The following is a 21,676-nucleotide window of genomic DNA, read 5'->3' as shown; positions in this document are numbered from 1 at the left end:
CCTCCTATGCTCCGCCGTAGTAGACGCGCCGGCCGACCAGGCGGAAGACGAGCGCGGTACCGAGGCCGACGATGATGAACAGCACCCAGGCGATCGCGCTCGCGTAGCCGACCTTGAAGAACTGGAACGCGTTCTGGTACAGGTACAGCCCCGAGACGAGGGTCTTGCCCGCCGGGCCGCCGGTTCCGTTGGTCAGCACGAACACCGGGGTGAAGAACTGGAATCCCGCGATCAGACCGGTGACCAGGGCGAACAACAGGTGCGGGCTGAGGAACGGCAGGCTCACGTGCCGGAAGCGCCGGAACACCCCCGCGCCGTCCACCTTGGCCTGGTCGTGCAGGTCCTGCGGCACGTCCTGCAGGCCGGCCAGCAGGATGATCATCAGGTTGCCCGCGCCCCAGGTGCTGAAGATGATCAGCGCGGGCATCGCCCACTCCGGGCTGGCCAGCCAGCCCGGCCCGGTGATGCCGAACCACCCGAGGACGGTGTTGAGGACGCCGTACTGCGGGTTGAAGACGTACAACCACACCACCGCGGAAGCCACCAGCGGGACGATCGCCGGCAGGTAGAAGATCACCCGGTAGATCGACTGCCCGCGGACGTTCAGGTTGAGCAGGATGGCGAGGAACAACGCCACCGCGATGCCGAGCGGCACGCTCACCACGATGTAGTAGAGGGTGTTGCCGAGCGAGCTCCACCAGGAGGAGTCCGACAGCAGCGACTCGTAGTTGCCGAGCCCGAGCCACTCCGCGGGCTTCATCATCGTGGCCGAGGTGAAGCTGTAGTACAGCGACACCAGCACCGGATAGGCGGTGAACCACAGCAGCCCGATGATCGCCGGGGAGGTGAACACCAGGCCCCAGAAGAAGTTGCGGCGTTGCTGGGGCGTGCGTGTGGACCGTCTGGTGGCAGACCGGCCACCGGCCGGCGTCGACGGTGCGGTGGTCGTGGTCATGCCTCGACCTCCTTACGGAACCTGTCCCACTCGCCCATGACGTTCTCCTTGACCGTGCGCAGGGCCTGCAGTGGTGTGCTCAAGCCGAGCACGGCGTTGCTGATCTGCTCGTCGAGCTGGGTGAAGTAGAAGTCGGCCACCGGCACCGGCGGCCGGATGTTGGTGGCGGTGGTGAGGACGTCGTAGAACGGCGCCATCACCGGGTCGTCGCGGATCTCGGCCAGGACCGCGGCCTTGCGGTAGCCGGGCGGGAACCCGATCGTCTCCCACTGGGCCTTGGTGCCCTCGTCGGTGGCGCCGGCCCAGCGCATGAACTCCCAGGCCTCGTCCTTGTGCCGGGCGGTCGCCGGGATGAACATCCCCCAGCCGCCGATCCAGGCACCGGCGCCAGGGGCCTTCGCCCCGGGCGGCTCGAACGGAAGGAGGGCGGCGCCGATCTTCATGTCCTTGACGTTGGTCTTGATGTCGCGGTAGTTCGGTGCGACCAGCGGGGCCATGCCGATGTTGCCGGTGCTGAACGGGTGCAGCTGCAGGCCCGGCGGGGTCACCGTCACCCGGTCCGCGCCGCCTACAGACTTCGCGTACCTGACGATCCACTCCAGCGCCTTCACGGCGTACTCGTGGTCGGGGGTCACCTCCTCGCGTTCCTTGTCGTAGAACTCCGCGCCGAAACCGAAGCCCCACGTGAACAGCGAGTTGGAGTAGCCGTAGGAGTCCCACGGGATCATGCCGATCCTGGTGACGTTGGCACCCGACTTCTTCAGGATCTTCGCGGAGTACTCGTCGACCTCGTCCAGCGTCTTCGGCGGCTTTTCCGGGTCCAGGCCGGCGTCCTCGAAAACCTGCTTGTTCCAGAAGAAGGGGAAGTTCGGGTCGGCGTCCCACTGCATCTGCCAGACCTTGTCCTGGTAGGTGATGCTCTCCCAGACCGGCGGGAAGAAGTCGTCCTTGGAAAGGCCCGCGGCGCGGTAGCGATCGGTGAGGTCGGTCATGATGCCGAGCTCGACCCACTGCGGTGCCTGGGACGGAACGAGCTGCCCGATGTCGGGCGGGTTGCCACCGGCGATGGCGGTGAACAGCTTCTGCTGGACCGCTCCGCCGCCCATCCCGGCCGGTGCGTAGGTGACCCGAACGCCGATGTCCGGCTGGGCCTGCTCGAAGAGCGTCGCGAGTTTGACCATCCCCGCTCCGACCGTCGAACCCCAGACGCTGTAGATCTCGATGTTCGTCTTGCGACCCGGAGCCGGCTTCTTGTCCAGACCGACGTCGGTGATGGGCGGCGTGCCCTTGGTGAACGTGCAACCTCCGGTGAGGAGGCCCATCGCGCCCAGGCCAAGCCCGCCGAGGGCCTGGATCGCCCGTCGGCGCGAGATGCGTGCTGCCGGCATGACCATCGCACTCCTTTGTTGTCGCGCTTGATCGTCGCGCTCCGCACACTTCGCTGACCCCGTGTGAGCACCAGAAGATGACATCGAGCCCCGCATCTGGCAAGGGACGATCACACTGCCGAACACGCCGGGGTGGGTGGAGACGACCCAGGGTCGCCGAAAACCGCCAACCCCGCCTTGCGGTGTCCGAGTTCGGCCAGTCCGGCGACCGGTAGCGGCTCGGCGCCGAGGTTGCCCGGACAGCCTGGAAGGCTTGGGCTCATGGCACCAGACATCACACGTGCGGACGGAAAGCTGGGCTGGGGAATTCTCGGCCCGGGCAACATCGCCCGCCGCTTTGCAGGAGACCTTCCGGCGTCGAGCACCGGCGTGCTCGTGGCGGTGGGCAGCCGCGACCTCGACAAGGCGAAGGCGTTCGCCGCGGAGTTCGGCGGCGCCCGCGCCTACGGCAGCTACGAGGAGCTACTCGCCGACGACGAGGTCGACGCGGTCTACATCTCGACCCCCCACCCTCAGCATGCGCAGTGGGCGATCAGGGCGGCCGAGGCGGGCAAGCACATCCTGTGCGAGAAGCCCCTGACCGTCAACCACGCCGAGACGATGGCCGTGATCGAGGCGGCCCGCGAGCATGACGTCTTCTTGATGGAGGCGTACATGTACCGCTGCGTGCCGCAGACCGCGGCCCTGCTGGACCTGCTGCGCGAGGGCGCGATCGGGAAGGTCCACCAGATCGAGGCGTCGTTCGCGTTCGGCGGGTCACCGCGGCCGGGCAGCCGGCTGTGGGACGCCGACCTCGCCGGCGGCGGCATCCTCGACGTGGGTGGCTATCCCGTCACGATGGCCCGGTTGATCGCCGGCGTCGCGACCGGTGAGCCGTTCGCCGAACCCACCTCGGTCACCGCGGTCGGCCGCGTCGGTGAGACCGGCGTCGACGAGTGGGCCGCGGCCAACCTCACGTTCCCTGGTGGGGTGTCCGCGCACGTCGTGACCGGCATCCGCAAGTCGGCGGAGAACGTCGTCCGGGTGACCGGCAGCGAGGGCTACCTCGTGGTGCCCAACCCGTGGCTGCCGGCCCGCGACGGGAGCAGCGCGGGCATCGAGGTGCACCGCGTCGGCGAGGACGACCGGCACGTCGAGGTGGAGACGGTTCCCCTGTACGCCGCCGAGGCCGACACGGTGGCCGCGCACCTGGCCGACCGGCAGGCGCCGGCGATGACCTGGGCGGACTCCCTCGGCACGGCGGCCACCCTGGACAAGTGGCGTGCCGAGATCGGACTGGAGTATCCGTCGGAGCGGCTCGACGCCAACCGGCCCACGGTGCACCGGCGGCCGCTGCGGCGACGCGACGACCACACCATGAAGTACGGCAAGATCACGGGTGTCGACAAGCAGGTCTCCCGCCTGGTGATGGGCGTGGACAACCAGATGAACCTCTCGCACGGCACCGCGATGTTCGACGACTTCTTCGAGCGCGGCGGCACCACCTTCGACACCGGCTACATCTACGGGCGAGGGCAGTGCGAACGGGTTCTGGGGCAGTGGATCCGCAACCGCGGCGTCCGCGAGGACGTCGTGGTCATCGGCAAGGGCGCGCACACGCCGCACTGCGACCCCGAGTCGATCACCCGGCAGCTGCACGAGTCGCTGGAACGCCTGCAGACCGACTACGTCGACGTCTACTTCATGCACCGGGACAACCTCGACTACCCGGTCGGTGAGTTCATCGACGTGCTGGACGAGCACTACCGCGCCGGCCGGATCAAGGCGTACGGGGGTTCGAACTGGACCCTCGAGCGCATCGCCGAGGCCAACGCCTACGCCGAGGCCAACGGCCGTCAACCCATGGTGGCGGTGAGCAACAACTTCAGCCTGGCAAGGGCGCTGGACGTTCCCTGGGCCGGCTGCCTGGCCGTCAGCGACGACGAGTCCCGGCAGTGGCTGGAGAAGAACCAGCTGGCGCTGATGCCCTGGTCGAGCCAGGCGCGGGGCTTCTTCACCGGGCGGGCCAAGCCCGAGGACCGTTCCGACGCCGAGCTGGTGCGCTGCTGGTACAGCGACGACAACTTCGAGCGGCTGGCGCGGGCCACGTCGCTGGCGCAGAAGCGGGGCGTGCACCCGACCGCGATCGCGCTGGCGTACGTCCTGCACCAGGACTTCCCGACGTTCCCGCTGATCGGGCCGCGGGCGCTGGCGGAGACCCACAGCTCGCTGCCCGGCCTGCAGGTGGAGCTGACCCCGGACGAGGTGCGCTGGCTGGACCTGCGCGACTAGGGCGAGACGCGTCCTGGTTGCCTGGCCTGGTCGACCTGGTTGGCCTGGTTGGCCTGGTTGGCCTGGTTGGCCTGGTTGGCCTGGTTGGCCTGGCCGGGGATGTCCTGGCGCCTCGGGGCCCCGCATCGCTTCGGCGATGCGGGGCCCTTCCGTGTTCGCGGACAGGTGGTCAGCGTGCGACGGCGACGGTGAAGCGCACGGTGTCGTGCATGCCTGCCAGGTCGAGGCGGACCAGGCCGCACAGGCCGCGGCGGTTCTCGAACCCGTAGGGAAGGTGCACCATCGCCTGCACCGGAGCCTCGACCGTCACCGCGACGACCTCCGCGCCATGCACGAGGCGCACGCCGTAGGGAGTGCGTTCGACCTCGGTGTGCACGCCGGTTCCGGGGTTGCGCAGGTACGGCACCAGCAGGCTCCGCTCGCCGGCCACCCCCGGAGTGGCCTCCTCGACGCGGACGCCGTCGTCGTACACGCCGAGCTCGAGCAGGTACGGCATCGCGTCGTCACCGTCGCCACGGTCGGCCCGTCCCCGCAGACGCAGGCCGGCACGCGCGCCTGGCCGGTCCAGAGCCTCGATCGGTGCGTCCAGGGTGAACGTGCGCTGCGCCAGTACGTCCAGTTCACCGCGGACTCCTCCCGAGCGCAGAGCCGTTCCCAGATTGAGGAACCGCCCGGTCTCCGGGTGCCGCACGCTGGACGCGAACTGCAGGTGCCGGTCCGGTCCGGCCGTGAGGTCGGTGATGCCGAACCCGTCGTACGCCGGCGCCGGGTCGGCGTTCACCGCGACGGAGTAGCGGCCGGCGCTCGCCACGCCGCGGAAGATCGGAGCGTGCTCCACCCGGGTGGCAGGCGTCCGGTCCGCGGTCACCTGTGGGTCCCCGGTGAACCCGGCCCGCACCGCGGCAGCCAGGAACGCCAGCGCGAGGTTGGCGTAGTGGCCGTCGGCCGTGTAGGCCTCGTACCCCACCCGCCAGCCCTCGGGCAGGACGTTCTCCACCGGACTGAACGTCGCACCCGGCCGCTGCCAACGCCGCATTGACACGTACGACCGGGTGGCGGCCTCGGCGGCCCGGTCCGCGCGCTCGGTGTCGCACCGCGCGGCGAAGTACGCCCGCGCGCGGGTGAAGTACGCGACCTGCGCGCCGAGCGTCCACGTCTGCCCGGCGCTGCGGTGCGCGGAGGCCAGCGACCCGTCGGACAGTTGCACGGCGAGACTGCGCTCCAGGCCGGTCTCCATCAGCCGTTCCAGCGCGGGGCGGTGCCTGCCGTCGTACCCCTCGACCAGCAGGTCCGCCACGTGCAGGCGGGTGAACAGGTCGTAGGAGTTCGGCTTGCCGGGTTCGAAGTAGAAGCCGTCCTCGGGGCGGAGCAGGTCGGCGAGGAAGACCGTCAGCCACTCGTCCACGTCTTCGACAGAGTACGGCGAGAGTCCTTCCCGGATGCGGATCCACTCACCGGACAGCCACACCGAGGCCCAGTTGGACGGCGGCCTGGACCGGAACGAGCGCAGGATGTCCACCGCGGCGATCCGGTCGGCGAACCCGGCCGCCCGCTCGTCACCGGCGTCGCGCAGGACGCGGAACGTCTTCAGGATCGGCGGCCAGGTGAAGTCGCGGTGGTTGGACCGGCGTACCGACCCGTCGGCGCGGGAGAAGGACGCACCGGTCGGCGGGAGGTCGGGATTCTCGGTGTGGGCGAGGGCCGCGTCCAGTCCGCGCCCGGCCCGCTCGAGCCGCTCGGCGCGTTCGCCGGTCGGCCCGGCCTCGGCAAGAACGGCTTGACAGTACGCGTGGTAGGCCGTGCCGTACTGCGTGGGCTCGTCGAAAACCGGATCGTGCAACTCGCCCGACGTCTGTACGTACGGCGAGAAGCTGTCCACGCCGGTAGTGAGGACGGCGACGGGATCAGTGGTCATGACAGTGGGACGCGCACCGGCCGGCAGGGGTTCGCGACCGGAAACGAGTGACCGGGGCCGGACGGTTTCGCCCGGCCCCGGCCCCAGCGGCCGTCTCAGCCGCGCTTCAGCCGCGGCCCTTCTCGATCGCGGCCGTCCGGATCTGGGCGGCGCGAACGCGTGCCAGGTCGAACTTCTCCGACCGGTCGAAGCGGTAGATGCCGTTCTGCTCCTGGAAGACGTCGGTCAGCTGCGTGTAGCAGTAGCCGAACATGTCCGGGTCGTCCAGCAGCACCGCGACCAGTCCCTCGAAGCGGGCGTAGAACTCCTCCAGCGTGCGGCAGCGTTCGCCGTACCCCCAGGAGTCCTCGTCCGGTCGCGCGTCGGGGTTCCACCAGATCCCGCCGAACTCACTGCAGAAGTAGGGCTGGCCGGCGTACGGCACCGACCAGGGCTTGTCCAGTCCGCCCTCGTTGACGTACGGCTTGCCCTCCGCGAGGCCCTTCATCGCCTGGGCGAACTTCGCCGGGTCCTGTTCGTAGTTGTGCGAGTCGTAGATGTCGGTCTCGGGCACCCGGTGGGAGTAGCCGGAGGTGTCCAGCACCGGCCGGGACTGGTCGGCGGCCTTGGTGGCGAGGAACATTCCGCGCATCACGTCGTCGAGCACGGTGAGCCGGTCGTGCAACCGCTGCCAGGTCTCGTTCAGCGGACACCAGCCGACGATCGAGGGGTGGGAGTAGTCGCGTTCGACCGCCTCCAGCCACTGCGTGACGTACGTCGCGGTGGGCTGCTGGTTGTCGCCGTCCCGCCCGACGTTGCACCCCCAGTCCGGGAACTCGCCCCACACGAGGTAGCCGAGCCGGTCGGCGTGGTAGAGGAAACGCTCCTCGAACACTTTCTGGTGCAGGCGGGCACCGTTGAACCCGGCGGCGAGGGAGAGCTCGATGTCGGCGACGAGGGCGGCGTCGTCGGGCGCGGTGAGGAGCCCGTCGGCGTAGTAGCCCTGGTCGAGCACCAGCCGCTGGAAGACGGCTTCCCCGTTGAGCAACACGGCCTTGCCGTCGATGCTGACCGACCGCAGACCTGCGTAGCTCGCCGCCTGGTCGACCACGGTGCCGTCTGCGTCCACGAGTTCGAAAGCAAGGTCGTACAGGTGACCCGCGCCCACCGACCACAGCTTGCGGCGCTCGGCCGGCACGGCGAGGGTGAGCCGGACGGCGAGGTCGAGGTCGGCGCGTGCCTGTGCGGTGGCGACCACACCGGCGTCGTCTGACAAGGTCGCCTTGACGGTGAGCCCGCGACGCGGCCCGGCCAGCGGGACCTCCACGTGGAAGGCGCTGCCGGCGACGTCCGGCGTGATCCGCGGCCTGTTCAGGTGCGACGTGGGCACCGGTTCCAGCCACACGGTCTGCCAGATGCCGGTGGTCCGGGTGTAGTGGCAGTCGTGGTTGGCGTAGCGGTCGGACTGCTTGCCGCGGGCCTGCGGCCCCGCCTTGTGGTCGCGGGCGCGGACCACAAGCGTCACCTCGCGGCCGGCGACGTCGCCGAGGTTCGCGCTGAAGGGCGTCGATCCGCCGCGGTGCCTGGTCACCTCGACGCCGTCCGCCCACACGGTGGTGTCGTGGTCGACGGCCTGGAAGTGGACCAGCACGTTCCGTCCGCGCCACTGCTCGGGGACCGCGAACGTACGGCGGTACCAGACCGCCTCCATGAAGTCGACGTCACCGATCCCGGACAGCTCCGACTCCGGGCAGAACGGCACCAGGATCTCGCTGCCGAGGTCGCGTTCGAGGAGACCGCGCTCGAGGCCGGAGTCGCCCCGGTCGATCTCGAACTGCCAGCGTCCGTTGAGGTTGAGCCAGTCGGGACGGACGAACTGCGGTCGCGGGTACTCCGGGCGAGGCTGGGCGGTCGCGGTCGCGGTCGCGGTCGAGGTCGCGGTCGAGGTCGCGGTCGAGGTCATGGTGGTGGGCTCCTCGGGCACGGGGGCTCCTGCGTGGTGCGGTGCGTGATGCGGGCGTGGTCGGTGCAGGGGTCGTCGGCATCGCCGGCGACGATCATTACATCGCTGTAAACGCCGATCTTCGCAGAACCGAGTCGTCTGGACCAGAGTGCGTTCCACGAACTGGTTGGAACCCTCCCCGATCATGCACCGCCTGGCCGGGGGTGCCTTCCTCGCCTGCCAGGCCCCTGGGCCGCTCGCGGACCTGCCGGTAAGGGTCGAGACGCTGGAGGCGCGGAGTCTCCCGGTAGTCGACGGCAAGCACGACAAAGCCCTTTGTACGTTGACGAATCTCGGTTGTGACCACGGGTTCTTGTCGGTGGTGGCCGGTAGGGTTCGAACATGTCTTCGAGCTTCCAGGTGTCTTCCGGTGATGGGGGTGGCGGTAGGCCGCCGCATCCGTTGCTGGATGCCTTGGGCATGGTCACCGCCGGCAACGACGTGGTGTTGTCGACGTCTGTGGTGTCGTTGACGGCCGAGCAGGCCGGGCAGGCGCTGGAGGTACTGGGCCGGGAGATCGCCCGACTGCAGGCGGCCCAGCTGAAGGTCGTCCGCCAGGCGGAGGCCTGTGATGTCGGCAAGATCACCGGTGCGCCGAACGCCACCGTCTACCTTCGGACGGCTCTGCGGATGAGCAGGCACGAGTCCTCTGCTGTGGTGGGGTTGGCCCGCGACCTGGACATAGCGGTCCCGTCGACCGGGGAGGCGTTGGCTCGGGGTGCGGTGTCGGTGCGGCAGGCGCAGGTCATCGCCGACGCGGTCAAGAAGCTCCCCGACTACGTGGGTCCGGAGGAACGGGTCGAGGCGGAGGGGTTCCTGATCGGCAAGGCCTGCTTCCACAATCCGGAGGAGCTGCGGGTGCTGGGTACGAAGCTTCTGGAACGGGTCGCGCCGGAGGAGTACTACCGGCAGCTGGGCGAGGAACTGGCCAGGAAGGACCGCAGAGCCGAGCAGAAACGGTCCCTGCGCTACTCCCCGAACGGGGTTCCGCAGTCGGAGTCGGTGCACATCACGTTGCCGGTGTGGGAGATGGAACTGCTCCGCAAACTCATCGAACCCCTCGCCGAACCCGTCAAAGGAGCAGACCCAGACAGGCGGCCGATCGACCAGCGCCGCGGCGACGCATTCGCCGAACTCATCGGCATGCTCGCCGCTGCTGCGAAAGCACCCGTCCGTGGCGGCAGACCACCACAGGTCGCGGTCACCATCCCACTCGACACCCTCCTGAAGGGCACGGGTGCGGGGACGGTCGACGACACCGCCACTGTTGTGCGTCCCAGGCCGTGCACCTGCCCCTGCACAGACCCCAAGTACGCCAAACAGAGCAACGAGAAGCCCGCCGATACCGGCGAGCCGAAGGAGAGGCCGCAGCCGAACGGTCAAGTAGGTAAGGAGAAACGGCGATCAGCTGAACCCGAGAAGGGTGAGGCGGCGTCGAAGGCTGACCTCGGCCCGGGGGCTGCCGTCGACCCGCATGACGGGTGCCCGACGTGTGGAGGTGGCGGGTCAGCCCGCTACCTCGGCACCGACGGCAAACCCATCTCCGCCGCCACCGTGCGCAGGCTCGCCTGCGAGGCCGACCTCATCCCCGCCGTCCTCGCAGGCGACGGGCAAGTCCTCGACCTCGGCCGCTCCGACCGGTTCTTCAAAGAACAACAACGCCGTGCACTGGCCATCCGCGACGGACACCACTGCAACTTCCCCGGCTGCCAGATCCCCGAACCACGCTGCATCACCCACCACATGACCGCCTGGGACCACGGCGGCCCGACAGACCTCGCCAACGGCGTACTCCTGTGCCGCCACCACCACACCACCATCCACCACAAAGGCTGGCAAGTCCGCATGGGCACCCACGGCCACCCCGAATACACACCCCCGGAATGGTCCGATCCGCAGCGACGCGTCCTTCGCTCCTGACCGCCGACCGCCCGGGGGATCAACTGGTCCGCAGGTGGCGTTCCCACCAGTCGAGGATGGCGTCGAAGCGGGCTATCCGGTGGCTGGGCAGGCCCGACCGGGACAGCTCGTGTCCCTCGCCGGGGAAGAGGAGCAACTCGGTCTCCACGCCCCGCAGCTTCAGTGCCACGAACAGTCGCTGTGCCTGTTCGACCGGGCACCGCCAGTCGTGCTCGGAGTGGATGATCAGCATCGGGATCGAGATGTCGTCGGCGGCGGCCAGCGGGGACCGCCGGGCACGTAGGTCGGCGTCGCCGTAGTACTGCTCGGCGAAGTACCACCCGATGTCGCTGGAGCCGGTGAAGCTGTCCGGCGCGTTGACCGCGCGTTCGCTGATCGCCGCCCGGAACCTGTCGGAGTGCCCGGCCAGCCAGGTGGTCATGAAGCCGCCGTGCGACCCGCCCATCACACCGATCCGGTCCGCGTCGAGGTCCGGTCGGGTGGCCAGGGCATGGTCCAGGAGCGCGTGCAGGTCGGCCGCGGAACGCTCGCCGACGTCGTACCGGATGGCGGCGCCGTGTGCCTGGCCGTAGCCGGAGGAGCCGCGTGGGTTGCCCATCACCACCGCGTAGCCCGCTCCGGCGTAGACCTGCGCCTCGTCCAGCAGCGTCCAGCCGTACTGCGCGAACGGACCGCCGTGGATCAGCAGCAGGACCGGGTGCGGGCCGGGCCCCTCGGGCCGGACGAGCCAACCGTGCACGGGGTAGCCGTCCGGTGCGGTGGCGTCGAGCTCCTCCGGGACGCGCACCCGCCCGGTTCGCGCCAGCTCCGATCCGAAGGCGGTGAGGGCACGCTCGGTCCCGTCGCTGACGGCGACGAGCTCACCGGCGCTGTCGCCCGTGGTGACGCTGGCCACCACCACTCCGGCAGCCGCGTCGAAGCCGACGGCCTGCCGCTGCCCGCCCAACACCAGGCGGGGCTCACCGCCGTCGAACGGGACCAGCAACAGATCCACGGCGCCGCGGTTCTCGTTGCCGAACAGCACGCCGTCCGCGGTGACGACCGTACGCCCGGTGCTGTCGCCGTGGTGGTGGGTCTCGCCCGGGGTGAGCCGGGTCGGGGTGCCCTCGGCCGCGTCGGCGGGCACCGCGTACAGCCCGGTGTGGCGGGCCACGAAGTCCAGCCCGCTCGGGCCGACCTCGCTGCCGAGGAAGTACACCGTACGACCGTCCGGCCCGAACGCCGGCTGGCTCACGCTGAGCGTGGTGTCGGTGAGCTGGCGCGGGTCCTTGCCGTCCGGCGTACACACGAACACGTCGCCACGCAGGTCGCGGTCCCGGCCGTCGTGGCGCGCACTGGTGAACGCCAGCAGGCTGGAGTCGGGGCTCCACGCGACGTCGGCGTGGTCGAAGTCGCCCGAGGTCACCTGCACCGGTGCCGGCCCGTCGTGGAACGGGTCGACGACGAAGACCTGCGGCCGCCGGTCGAGGACGAAGCCCACGCCGTCCAGGCGGTACCGCAGGCTGGTGATCCGGCGCGGCGGCTCCTGCTCGGGCGCGACGTCCTCCCGGGTGCCGTAGCGGCCCTCGTCGGGAACCCTCGCGACGTAGGCGATCCGGGTCGAGTCCGGGCTCCAGACCGGTGCGCCGGCGCCGAGCGGGTGGTGCTCGACCGTGGTCACCGGCCGCGCGTCGCCGCCGTCGGTGGGCATGACGTACAGCTGCGGCCTCGCTTCCTTGCCGCTCTTCCCGGCCGCGCGCAGGAACGCCAGCCACCGCCCGTCGGGGGAGAAGGACGGCGCCTGGTCGCTCCAGCCGTGGGTGAGCGGCCGGGCGGGCTCGGCGCCGTCGGTCGGCACGGTCCACAGCTGGGCGCGGTAGGCGTCGGCTTCGAGGTCGAGCCGGGTGACGGCCACGACGGCGGTGCGCCCGTCCGGGGAGAGAGTAGGCGGGCCGGGAGTACGCACCAGGCCAAGATCAGCAGGCTTCATGCCGCCGGACTGTAGTAGCCGCCGCAGGGCTGGTCGAGGCTCCGCCAGGACCAGCCCTGGGCCGGTGAGAGAAGGAGAACGTCAGCCGCGGGCGGCAGGGACGTCGACCGGCTCGACCGAGCCCGCGTGCCGGGCGCGTTCGGCGGCGAAGACCGCGAGGTGGGTCTCCAGCGACTCCAGCCCACCCGACCTGATCAGCGACGGATCACCCGCCGCCAGCGCGGCGGTGAAGGAGTCCATCAGGCCGGCGTCGCCGCCGCCGTGGCCCGAGCCCGCGTCGTGTCCGGTCGGCGGCACGGACAGCACCTCGGTCCGGTCGGTGAGGAAGTCGAAGACCGTCACGTGTTCGCCGTCGCAGTCGACGGTGCCCTGCGTACCGAAGATCTGCGTACGCCGGTGGCCCTTCTCCGCGAACCCGGTCATCGTGAAGGTGCCGGTGGCCCCGCCCGCGAACTCCATCGAGACGACCTGGTGGTCGACCACGTCGTTGTCGCAGGCCCACACGCACCGGCCGTACGGACCCTCGGCCAGCGCCTTGGTGACGCCCTCCTCGGTGATGTCGTTGGTGACGGTGTGCAGCGGCCAGCCGGTCTCGCCCCGCTTGATCATGCCGAGGTAGAGCTTCTTGGCGGAGTAGGCGCAGGTGGGCTCCACCGCGCAGTCCAGGCAGCGGTCGGCGGCGCCGGCGGGCTGGTTCTCCCGCTTGAAGTACGACAGCCGGCCGAAGCTCGACACCTTCTCGATCGGCGCGCCGACGACGTAACGGATCCAGTCGATGTCGTGGCAGGACTTCGCCAGCAGCATGGACGACGACTCGTCCTCGCGCCGCCAGTTGCCGCGTACGTAGGAGTGCGCCTGGTGCCAGTAGCCCACCGGCTCCAGGTGCTGGATGCTCATGATCTCGCCGATCCGGCCGGAGTCCAGCACCTCCTTGAGCAGCTGGGTGTACGGCGTGTAGCGGAGCACGTGGCAGACGGCGAGCATCACGCCGGTGCGCTGGACCGCGTCCAGGAGCGCCCGGCAGCCCTCCTCGGTCGGCGCCATCGGCTTCTCCACCAGCAGGTGGTAGCCCTGCTCGGCCAGCCGGGTGGCCGGCTCGACGTGGTCGTTGTCCTGGGTGGCGACGACGGCCGCGTCGGCCAGCTTGCCGGCGTCGCCGGCGGCCACCAGGTCGGCCCAGGACGAGAAGGTGCGCTCGGGGGGGACGCCGTGGAGTTCGGCGAGGGTCTTGCGCTGGTAGTCGCGCGGCTCGGCGACCGCCACCACCCTGGCCCGGTCGGGATTGGCGGCCACCCACCGGGAGTAGACCGAGCCGCGGTTGCCGGCACCCAGGATGGCGATCGTCACCGGCCGCCCGGTCGTCGGAAGGGTTTCCTCGGTCACCATGTGCTCCCAGGTGTCGCGGGTGGGGCGCTCGGCGTCCGGATGATCCGGCGCCGCCCACCGGTCGTCAGTGGTCCGCTCCCGATGGTGCCAGGCGAATGCGTTTTCTTGCGCACTAGCTCACCGCTGGGAGCACTCACCTCCAGTTCGGCGACGAATCGCACACGGTTGGTGGACCTCCGGCAGCGGACCGCAGTGATCCCGCGACGGGCCGCGACCAGGACGCGACGGGGCGGCGAGCAACGCTGATTCCGAGCGTTCCGGAACCGGCCTGTCCGGCCCGGGACCCGGTCGTTGACCGCGTTCCCGGCAGGTCCCTACCATCCGTGAAACGATTCAGTCGACCGTTTCGACCCTTTCGACCGCACGAGCCGACCACCCGAACGGCCCACGGGATCCACCGGGAAGTTCGACCACGACAACGACATGACGACGAGAGGCGGTGCCGTGCGACGGGTGTGCTTTCTGCTGCGGGTCAAGCCTGACCGCCTGGACGAGTACCGACAACGCCACCGAGCCGTCTGGCCGGAGATGCAGCAGGCGCTGCGGGAGACCGGATGGCACAACTACTCGCTCTTCCTGACCGACGACGGTCTGCTGGTCGGCTATCTCGAGACCGAGGACTTCGAGGCGGCCAAGGCGGGCATGGCGGAGCGGGAGATCAACCGCCGCTGGCAAAGTGAGATGGCGGATTTCTTCGAGGACCTGGAGTCGGGCAGCGCCGACACCGACATGCGACCGCTCACCGAGGTCTTCCACCTCGACTGAGCCGGCTGGACGGGAGATGAAGGGCATGGCCGCCACCACGATCGAGACTGTCAAGTCCGCCCTGCGCGCGCAGCAGATCGAGACCCCATCCTGGGCGTACGGCAACTCCGGCACCAGGTTCAAGGTGTTCGCGCAGGAAGGCATCCCGCGCAACGCCTACGAGAAGGTCGACGACGCCGCACTGGTCCACAAGCTCACCGGGGTCGCGCCGAGCGTGGCGCTGCACATCCCGTGGGACAAGGTGGACGACTACGCCGACCTCGCCGCGCACGCGAAGAACGCCGGCATCCGGCTCGGGGCGATCAACCCCAACGTCTTCCAGGAGGACGACTACCGGCTCGGCAGCGTCTGCAACCCCGACCCTGCCGTACGCAAGAAGGCGCTTGCCCACCTGTTGGAGTGCGTCGACATCATGGACGCCACCGGCTCCTCGATCCTCAGCCTCTGGTTCGCCGACGGGATCAACTATCCCGGGCAGGACTCGCTGAGCGCCCGCCAGGACCGGCTCGCCGAGGCGCTGTCGGCGGCGTACGACCGGTTGGGTGCGGACCAGCGGATGCTGGTGGAGTACAAGTTCTTCGAGCCGGCGTTCTACGCCACCGACATCCCCGACTGGGGAACGTCGTACGCACACTGCGTCACCCTCGGCGAGCGGGCGCAGGTGCTGGTCGACACCGGCCACCACGCGCCGGGGACGAACATCGAGTTCATCGTGGCGTTCCTGCTCCGGCAGGGGAAGCTCGGCGGGTTCCACTTCAACAGCAGGTTCTACGCCGACGACGACCTGATGGTGGGTGCCGCCGACCCGTTCCAGCTGTTCCGCATCATGCACGAGATCGTGCAGGCCGGTGCCCTGGAGGAGTCGGCCGACATCGCGTTCATGCTCGACCAGTGCCACAACCTCGAGCCGAAGGTGCCGGCGATGATCCGGTCGATCATGAACGTCCAGGAGGCCACCGCCAAGGCGCTGCTGGTGGACGCCGACGCGCTCGCCGTCGCGCAGCGCGAGGGGGACGTGCTCGGCGCGAACGCCGTGTTGATGGACGCCTACAACAACGACGTCCGGCCGCTGCTGAAGGAGGTTCGCGAGGAGCTCGGTCTCGACCCCGACCCGATCGCCGCCTACCGCCGAACCGGCCACGCCGAGCGCGTACGCGAGGAACGCCGCGGCGGCCAGGCCGCCGGTTGGGGCGCCTGACCTCCACGGTCGCGACCACCGCACACCCACAGATGTCGAGGAGAGGCCAGCATGCACCCTGAGGTCGCCCAGCTGATCGAGCGCAGCCACCGGCTCGGCGCCGACCCGACGATCACCAACTACGCGGGCGGAAACGCGTCCTGCAAGGGTGCCGAACCCGACCCGGTGACCGGGTCCGACGTCGAACTGCTGTGGGTGAAGGGCTCCGGCGGCGACCTCGGCACACTCACCGAGGCCGGGCTGGCGGTGCTGCGGCTGGACCGGATGCGGGCGCTGGTCGACGTCTATCCCGGTGTCGAACGCGAGGACGAGATGGTGGCCGCGTTCGACTTCTGCCTGCACGGCAAGGGCGGAGCGGCTCCCTCGATCGACACCGCGATGCACGGCCTGGTGGACGCCCCGCACGTGGACCACCTGCATCCCGACGCCGGGATCGCGTTCGCCGCCGCGGCCGACGGGGAGGCGCTCACCAAGGAGTGCTTCGGCGACCGGGTGGCCTGGGTGCCGTGGCGGCGGCCGGGATTCCAGCTGGGGCTGGACATCGCCCGGATCCACGCCGAGCACCCGGAGGCGATCGGTGTGGTGCTCGGCGGGCACGGCATCACCGCGTGGGGTGCGACGTCGCAGGAGTGCGAGGAACACGCGCTGGAGATCATCCGGGCCTGCCAGGCGTACATCGAGCGCAACGGCAGGCCCGATCCGTTCGGCCCGGTGGTGGCGGGGTACGAGCCGATGCCGCCGGAGGAGCGCCGGGCCCGGGCGGCGGCGCTCGCACCGCTGATTCGCGGCCTCGCCTCGACCGACCGCCCGCAGGTCGGCCACTACACCGACAGCGACGCGGTGCTCGACTTCGTGGCCCGCGAGCACCACCCCCGCCTCGCCGCGCTCGGCACCTCCTGTCCCGACCACTTCCTGCGTACGAAGGTGCGTCCGCTGGTGCTCGACCTGCCGGCGACCGCACCGCTGGCGGAGGTGGAGGAGCGGCTGCGCGCCCTGCATGCGGCCTACCGCGACGACTACCGCGCCTACTACGAGCGGTACGCCGACGACGCCACGCCGGCCATGCGCGGCGCGGACCCGGCCATCGTGCTGGTGCCGGGTGTCGGGATGTTCAGCTTCGGCAAGGACAAGCAGACCGCCCGGGTGGCGGGGGAGTTCTACGTCAACGCCATCAACGTCATGCGTGGTGCGGAGGCGATCTCCACCTACCGCCCGATCGAGGAACGCGAGAAGTTCCGGATCGAGTACTGGGCACTGGAGGAGGCCAAGCTGGCCCGTATGCCCAAGCCGAAGCCGCTGGCCACGCGGGTCGCGTTCGTCACCGGCGCCGGGTCGGGGATCGGACGGGCCATCGCCGAACGCCTCGCCGCCGAGGGCGCCTGTGTTGTTGTCGCCGACCTGAACACCGAGGCCGCCGCGGAGGTCGCCAAGGGCATCGGCGGCACCGACGTCGCCGTACCCGTGTCCGTTGACGTCACCGACGAGGAGCAGGTGCAAGCCGCGCTTGACGAGGCGGCGCTGGCCTTCGGCGGAGTGGACCTGGTCGTCAACAACGCGGGCCTGTCGATCTCCAGGCCGCTGCTGGAGACGACCACCGCCGACTGGGACGTGCAGCACCGGGTGATGGCCCGCGGGTCCTTCCTGGTGTCCCGGGCGGCCGCGGCGGCGATGATCGCGCAGGGACTCGGCGGCGACATCATCTACATCTCCAGCAAGAACGGCGTCTTCGCCGGTCCCAACAACGTCGCCTACGGCGCGGCGAAGGCCGACCAGGCCCACCAGGTGCGGTTGCTCGCGGCCGAACTCGGCGAGCACGGCATCCGGGTGAACGGCATCAATCCCGACGGCGTGGTGCGCGGTTCCGGCATCTTCGCCTCCGGGTGGGGTGCGCAGCGGGCCGCGGTGTACGGCGTACCGGAGGAGAAACTCGGCGAGTACTACGCCCAGCGCACCCTGCTGAAGAAGGAGGTGCTGCCCGAACACGTCGCCGCGGCGGTGGTCGCGCTCACCGCCGGCGACCTGGCCCAGACCACCGGTCTGCACATCCCGGTGGACAGCGGGGTGGCCGCGGCCTTCCTGCGCTGAGGGAGGACCGGCTTCCACGACAGGCAGGCACGGCTTACGGAAGGGCTGGGGGATGAGCGACGACGTGCGACTTCGGGCCGCCGCGGTCGACCTGGGCGCGTCCAGCGGGCGCGTGCTGGTCGGCACGGTGGGCCCGGACCACCTCGACACCGAGGTCGTCCACCGGTTTCCCAACGAACCGGTCGATGTCAACGGCCGGTTGTCATGGAACCTTCCTTCGTTGTGGCGCGGGATTCTCGCCGGGATCCGCGAGGCCGGCGAACGCGGCGTGACGTCGGTCGGCATCGACTCGTGGGGCGTCGACTACGGTCTGCTGGACGAGGCCGAGCGGCTTCTCGCGCCACCGGTTCACTACCGTGACTCCCGTACCGACGGGATCATGGAGCGGGTACGCGCCGACGTCGGCGACCGCACCCTCTACGCCACCACCGGCGTGCAGTTCATGGGATTCAACACCGCCTACCAGCTGCTGGCCGAGGATCCGGCGACGCTGCGGAAGGCACGCACGATGCTGTTGATGCCGGACCTGATCTGTCACCGGCTCACCGGACGGATCGGTGCCGAACGCACGAACGCCTCCACCACCCAGCTGTACGACGTCCGGGGCCGCACGTGGTCCGAAGACCTCGTCCGCCGGCTCGGCCTGCCCCGCCGGCTGCTCCCGCCGCTGCGCGAGCCCGGCGACCTGCTCGGGCCGATCCGGTCGCAGCTGCGGGGGCCGCTCGGCGTCTCCCGCGACGTCTGGGTCACCACGGTGGCCTCGCACGACACCGCGTCGGCGGTCGCGGCGGTCCCGGCGCACGACGGCCACTTCGCCTACGTCTCCTGTGGCACCTGGTCACTGGTGGGCATGGAGCTCGGCTCGCCGGTGCTGTCGGCGGCCGGCCTGGCGGCCAACTTCACCAACGAGGTCGGCGTCGACGGGACGATCCGTTACCTGCGCAACGTGATGGGGCTGTGGCTGCTGCAGGAGAGCATGCGCACCTGGCGGGACGAGGGCCGGCCGGTCGGCCTGGCCCGGCTCCTCGCCGACGCCGAGGCCGAGCCGCCGCTGCGCAGCGTGGTGGACGCGGAGTCCCCGGACTTCCTGGCGCCCGGCGACATGCCCGAACGGATCCGCGCCCACTGCCGCGACACCGGCCAGCCCGAGCCGACCACGCCGGCCCAGGTCACCCGATGCGTGCTGGACAGCCTCGCGCTGGCCCACGCGCGCAACGTGGCGGCCGCCCAGCGGCTGTCCGGACGTCGGGTGGACGTGGTGCACGTCGTCGGCGGCGGCGCGCAGAACTCCCTGCTCTGCCAGCTCACCGCGGACGCCTGCGGGCTTCCCGTGGTCGCCGGGCCGGTGGAGGCGACGGCGCTGGGCAACCTGCTCGTCCAGGCCCGTGCGCACGGCGTACTCGTCGACCGCGCCGAGGCCAGGGACGTCGTACGGCGGACCCAGGACCTGCGCACGTACGAACCCCGCGACCACGAACGCTGGTCCGCGCTGCTCGCGGCCTGACGGTCGAAGGGGGCGTACCGGCGCCGACCGGTTCAGGACGCCTTCGGCGGTACTGGTGTCAGCCTGCTGACGCGGCGGTGCCATCGCCGCGGCCGCCTGAGTATGGTGCGGGGATCGTTCAACGTGGGGAGGCGTCCGGTGCGTGCACTCGTTTTTCGCGGTCCTTGGGACCTCGCGGTCGAGGATCGGCCCGACCCGGTGGCAGGTCCGGGCGAGGTCGTGGTCGGTGTGGTGTCCACCGGCATCTGCGGGTCGGACCTGCACGGCTACACCGGTGAGAACGGCCGGCGGTTCCCGGGCCAGGTGATGGGACACGAGACGGTGGGCCGGGTGGTCGCCGTCGGGCCGGACGTGCCGGCGTCCGCGCGGCTGACCGAGGGTGCGCTGGTGACCGTGCACCCGGTGCTCGCCTGCGGCACGTGCGACGCGTGCCGGTCCGGACAGGACCACCGGTGCCCGACCAAACAGATCATCGGGGTCGCGCCCGCGATCAGCGCGGCGTTCGCCGACCTGATGGTGGTGCCGGCCGCGAACGCCATCGCGTTGCCGGAGGACATGCCGGCCGAGTACGGCGCGCTGGTGGAGCCGCTCACGGTCGGTTACCACGCTATGGTGCGTGGCCGGTGCGGACCCGACGACAACGTGCTGGTGGTCGGCGGCGGCCCGATCGGGCAGGCCTGCGCGCTGGCAGCCGGGCGCCTGGGCGCCGGCCGGGTCACCGTCTCCGAGCCGCATCCGGGGCGGCGGGCGCTGCTCGCCGACATCGGTGTGACGGCGGTGGACCCGGCGGCCGCACCGCTGGCCGACACCCTCGCCGAGGCCGGTGCCGCCAACCCCACCCTGGTCGTGGACGCGGTCGGATCGTCGCGGTCCCTGGGGGACGCGCTGACGGTGGCCGCGGAGGGCGAGCGGGTGGTGCTGGTGGGCATGCACGAGCCGCAGGTCAGCCTGTCGGCGTACGCCGTCAGCATCGCCGAGCGCAGCGTCGTGGGCAGCTACTGCTACACCCGCGAGGACTTCGCCGGCACCGCCGCCTGGGTCGCGGACGGGCCGGCCGAGCTCGCCCGGCTGGTCGAGGGCCGGGTCAGCCTGGCCGACGCGCCGTCGGCGTTCCGGGCGCTGGCCGAGGGCAGGGACGGCTCCAGCAAGGTGCTCGTCTTCCCGGCCGGCGTCGCCGGCTGACGGCAGGCTGCACGCGCACGACGCCCGGTCGGGAAACCGACCGGGCGTCACGCACGTACGGACCCCCCTGCTGTGACCGGTGGCTACTGCGGTGCGGGCAGGACACAGGCCGGGCTGGGAATCTCCAGCACGTCGTCGGCCTGCTCGGGCACCCCGGTCGCGGCGTCGAGCACGAAGTGCGTGACCTGGTGGGAGCGCTCGTTGGCGACGTAGAGGTGCTGCCCGGACACCACGAGGTGCCGCGGCCACGCCCCTCCGGTCGGCACGTCGGCGACCGGCTTGACCCGCCCGCCCTGTACCGACAGCGCGCCGATGACGTCCAGCCCGCGGTTGGCGACGTAGAGCATGCGCCCGTCGTCGCTGATCCCGATCTCCGAGGGGTAGTTGTCGTCCGGCGCCTGGGCCAGGGTGGACGGCGCCACGCCCTGGTGGGTGAGCGCGCCGGTGGCTGGGTCGAGGACGTACGTCGTGACCGTGGAGTCGAGCTCACCGGCCACGTGCACGAGGTTGTCCGGCCCGAACGCGAGGTGCCGCGGCCCCGCTCCCGGTGCGGTCTCGGCCACCGGACCGGGTGCGAGGGTCCCGTCGTCGAGGTCGAGGGTGTAGGTGAGCACCGCGTCCAGGCCGAGGTCGACGGCCAGCACGTGCCGGCCGCTCGGGTCGACCCGGATGTGGTGGGCGTGCGGGCCCTCCTGCCGGTCGGGGCGCGGCCCGGACCCCTCGTGCTGGATCAGGTCGGAGCGTTCGGCGAGTGAGCCGTCCGGCCGGATCGGGTGCACCGACAGGTGGCCGCTGCCGTAGTTGGCGGTGAGCAGGAACCGGCCGGAGGGATGGACGGTCAGGTGGCACGCGCCGTTGCCGCCGGTGGGTTCGGTGTTGAGCTCGCTCAGGCCGCCGTCGGAGCCGACCGCGTAGGCGGTGACGGAGGCGTCGCCGCGTTCGTTGACCGCGTACAGGTGGGTGCCGTCGGGGTGCCAGGCCAGGAACGCCGGAGACGTCGTCTGCGCCACCACGTCGACGAAACGGAGCGCACCGGTCCCGGTGTCCTGGTGGGCCAGGCTGATGCCGGTGCCCTCCCCGCCCGCGTCCTTGGTGAACGAGCCGATGTAGACCCTGCGGATGCCGTCCACGATTACCTCCGAAGTGACTGCGCTGTC

Annotated in this window: 14 protein-coding genes; 7 read left to right on the top strand and 7 right to left on the bottom strand. The window is 70.6% G+C overall.

The window, feature by feature from the left end:
• Nucleotides 1–4: 4 nt before the first annotated feature.
• Together BLU27_RS01390 and BLU27_RS01385 are read right to left on the bottom strand one after the other, a co-directional pair.
• Entirely contained in the window at nucleotides 5–955 is a 951-nt protein-coding gene (locus tag BLU27_RS01390; protein ID WP_092649813.1) for a carbohydrate ABC transporter permease, read from the bottom strand.
• Entirely contained in the window at nucleotides 952–2,343 is a 1,392-nt protein-coding gene (locus tag BLU27_RS01385; protein ID WP_241827720.1) for an extracellular solute-binding protein, read from the bottom strand. The genes BLU27_RS01390 and BLU27_RS01385 overlap by 4 nt, the downstream gene beginning before the upstream one ends.
• A 261-nt stretch (nucleotides 2,344–2,604) precedes the next feature.
• Between BLU27_RS01385 and BLU27_RS01380 the strand changes: the two genes are divergently transcribed.
• Nucleotides 2,605–4,614, top strand: coding sequence for an aldo/keto reductase (locus BLU27_RS01380; RefSeq protein ID WP_092649811.1), 2,010 nt, complete (start codon nucleotides 2,605–2,607; stop codon nucleotides 4,612–4,614).
• A gap of 169 nt (nucleotides 4,615–4,783) precedes the next feature.
• On the opposite strand, the gene BLU27_RS01375 is transcribed toward BLU27_RS01380, so the two are convergent.
• Both BLU27_RS01375 and BLU27_RS01370 read right to left on the bottom strand, forming a co-directional pair.
• Nucleotides 4,784–6,529: a hypothetical protein gene (locus BLU27_RS01375; RefSeq protein WP_092649809.1), complete on the bottom strand. Its 1,746-nt coding sequence runs from the start codon at nucleotides 6,527–6,529 to the stop codon at nucleotides 4,784–4,786.
• Nucleotides 6,530–6,635: 106 nt separating this feature from the next.
• The gene (locus tag BLU27_RS01370; RefSeq protein WP_092656998.1) at nucleotides 6,636–8,471 is read right to left on the bottom strand and encodes a glycoside hydrolase family 2 protein; all 1,836 of its coding nucleotides are present in this window, start codon (nucleotides 8,469–8,471) and stop codon (nucleotides 6,636–6,638) included.
• 381 nt (nucleotides 8,472–8,852) lie between these two features.
• Here BLU27_RS01370 and BLU27_RS30160 point away from each other — a divergent pair, with 381 nt between their 5' ends.
• Nucleotides 8,853–10,430 (top strand): HNH endonuclease signature motif containing protein, encoded by a 1,578-nt coding sequence (locus BLU27_RS30160; protein ID WP_241827719.1) that lies wholly within the window; start codon nucleotides 8,853–8,855, stop codon nucleotides 10,428–10,430.
• A 19-nt stretch (nucleotides 10,431–10,449) separates the two neighbouring features.
• Here the strand turns inward: BLU27_RS30160 and BLU27_RS01360 are convergent, their stop codons facing one another.
• Together BLU27_RS01360 and BLU27_RS01355 are read right to left on the bottom strand one after the other, a co-directional pair.
• Nucleotides 10,450–12,399: a S9 family peptidase gene (locus BLU27_RS01360; RefSeq protein ID WP_092649807.1), complete on the bottom strand. Its 1,950-nt coding sequence runs from the start codon at nucleotides 12,397–12,399 to the stop codon at nucleotides 10,450–10,452.
• Between the two features lie 81 nt (nucleotides 12,400–12,480).
• Nucleotides 12,481–13,785, bottom strand: coding sequence for a Gfo/Idh/MocA family protein (locus tag BLU27_RS01355; RefSeq protein ID WP_092649805.1), 1,305 nt, complete (start codon nucleotides 13,783–13,785; stop codon nucleotides 12,481–12,483).
• A gap of 423 nt (nucleotides 13,786–14,208) precedes the next feature.
• On the opposite strand from BLU27_RS01355, the gene BLU27_RS01350 reads away from it, so the two are divergent.
• From BLU27_RS01350 to BLU27_RS01330, 5 genes are all read left to right on the top strand, one after another.
• Nucleotides 14,209–14,550, top strand: a complete 342-nt coding sequence (locus BLU27_RS01350; protein ID WP_241827718.1) for an L-rhamnose mutarotase — start codon at nucleotides 14,209–14,211, stop codon at nucleotides 14,548–14,550.
• 25 nt (nucleotides 14,551–14,575) lie between these two features.
• The gene (gene rhaI, locus BLU27_RS01345) at nucleotides 14,576–15,748 is read left to right on the top strand and encodes an L-rhamnose isomerase (protein ID WP_092656992.1); all 1,173 of its coding nucleotides are present in this window, start codon (nucleotides 14,576–14,578) and stop codon (nucleotides 15,746–15,748) included.
• A 51-nt stretch (nucleotides 15,749–15,799) separates the two neighbouring features.
• Complete coding sequence (locus tag BLU27_RS01340; RefSeq protein ID WP_092649803.1) at nucleotides 15,800–17,833, top strand: bifunctional aldolase/short-chain dehydrogenase; 2,034 nt, start codon at nucleotides 15,800–15,802, stop codon at nucleotides 17,831–17,833.
• 52 nt (nucleotides 17,834–17,885) lie between these two features.
• Nucleotides 17,886–19,337, top strand: coding sequence for a rhamnulokinase (locus BLU27_RS01335; RefSeq protein WP_092649801.1), 1,452 nt, complete (start codon nucleotides 17,886–17,888; stop codon nucleotides 19,335–19,337).
• A 138-nt stretch (nucleotides 19,338–19,475) separates the two neighbouring features.
• Nucleotides 19,476–20,519, top strand: coding sequence for a zinc-dependent alcohol dehydrogenase (locus tag BLU27_RS01330; protein ID WP_092649798.1), 1,044 nt, complete (start codon nucleotides 19,476–19,478; stop codon nucleotides 20,517–20,519).
• A gap of 83 nt (nucleotides 20,520–20,602) precedes the next feature.
• Here BLU27_RS01330 and BLU27_RS01325 read toward each other — a convergent pair whose 3' ends face one another.
• Complete coding sequence (locus BLU27_RS01325; RefSeq protein WP_157728144.1) at nucleotides 20,603–21,649, bottom strand: lactonase family protein; 1,047 nt, start codon at nucleotides 21,647–21,649, stop codon at nucleotides 20,603–20,605.
• Nucleotides 21,650–21,676: the final 27 nt, after the last annotated feature.

The sequence above is a fragment of the Actinopolymorpha singaporensis genome (assembly GCF_900104745.1).
Taxonomy (GTDB): domain Bacteria; phylum Actinomycetota; class Actinomycetes; order Propionibacteriales; family Actinopolymorphaceae; genus Actinopolymorpha; species Actinopolymorpha singaporensis.
Note: the sequence above shows the minus strand (reverse complement) of the source record. Positions and strands in the feature narration are given on the sequence as shown.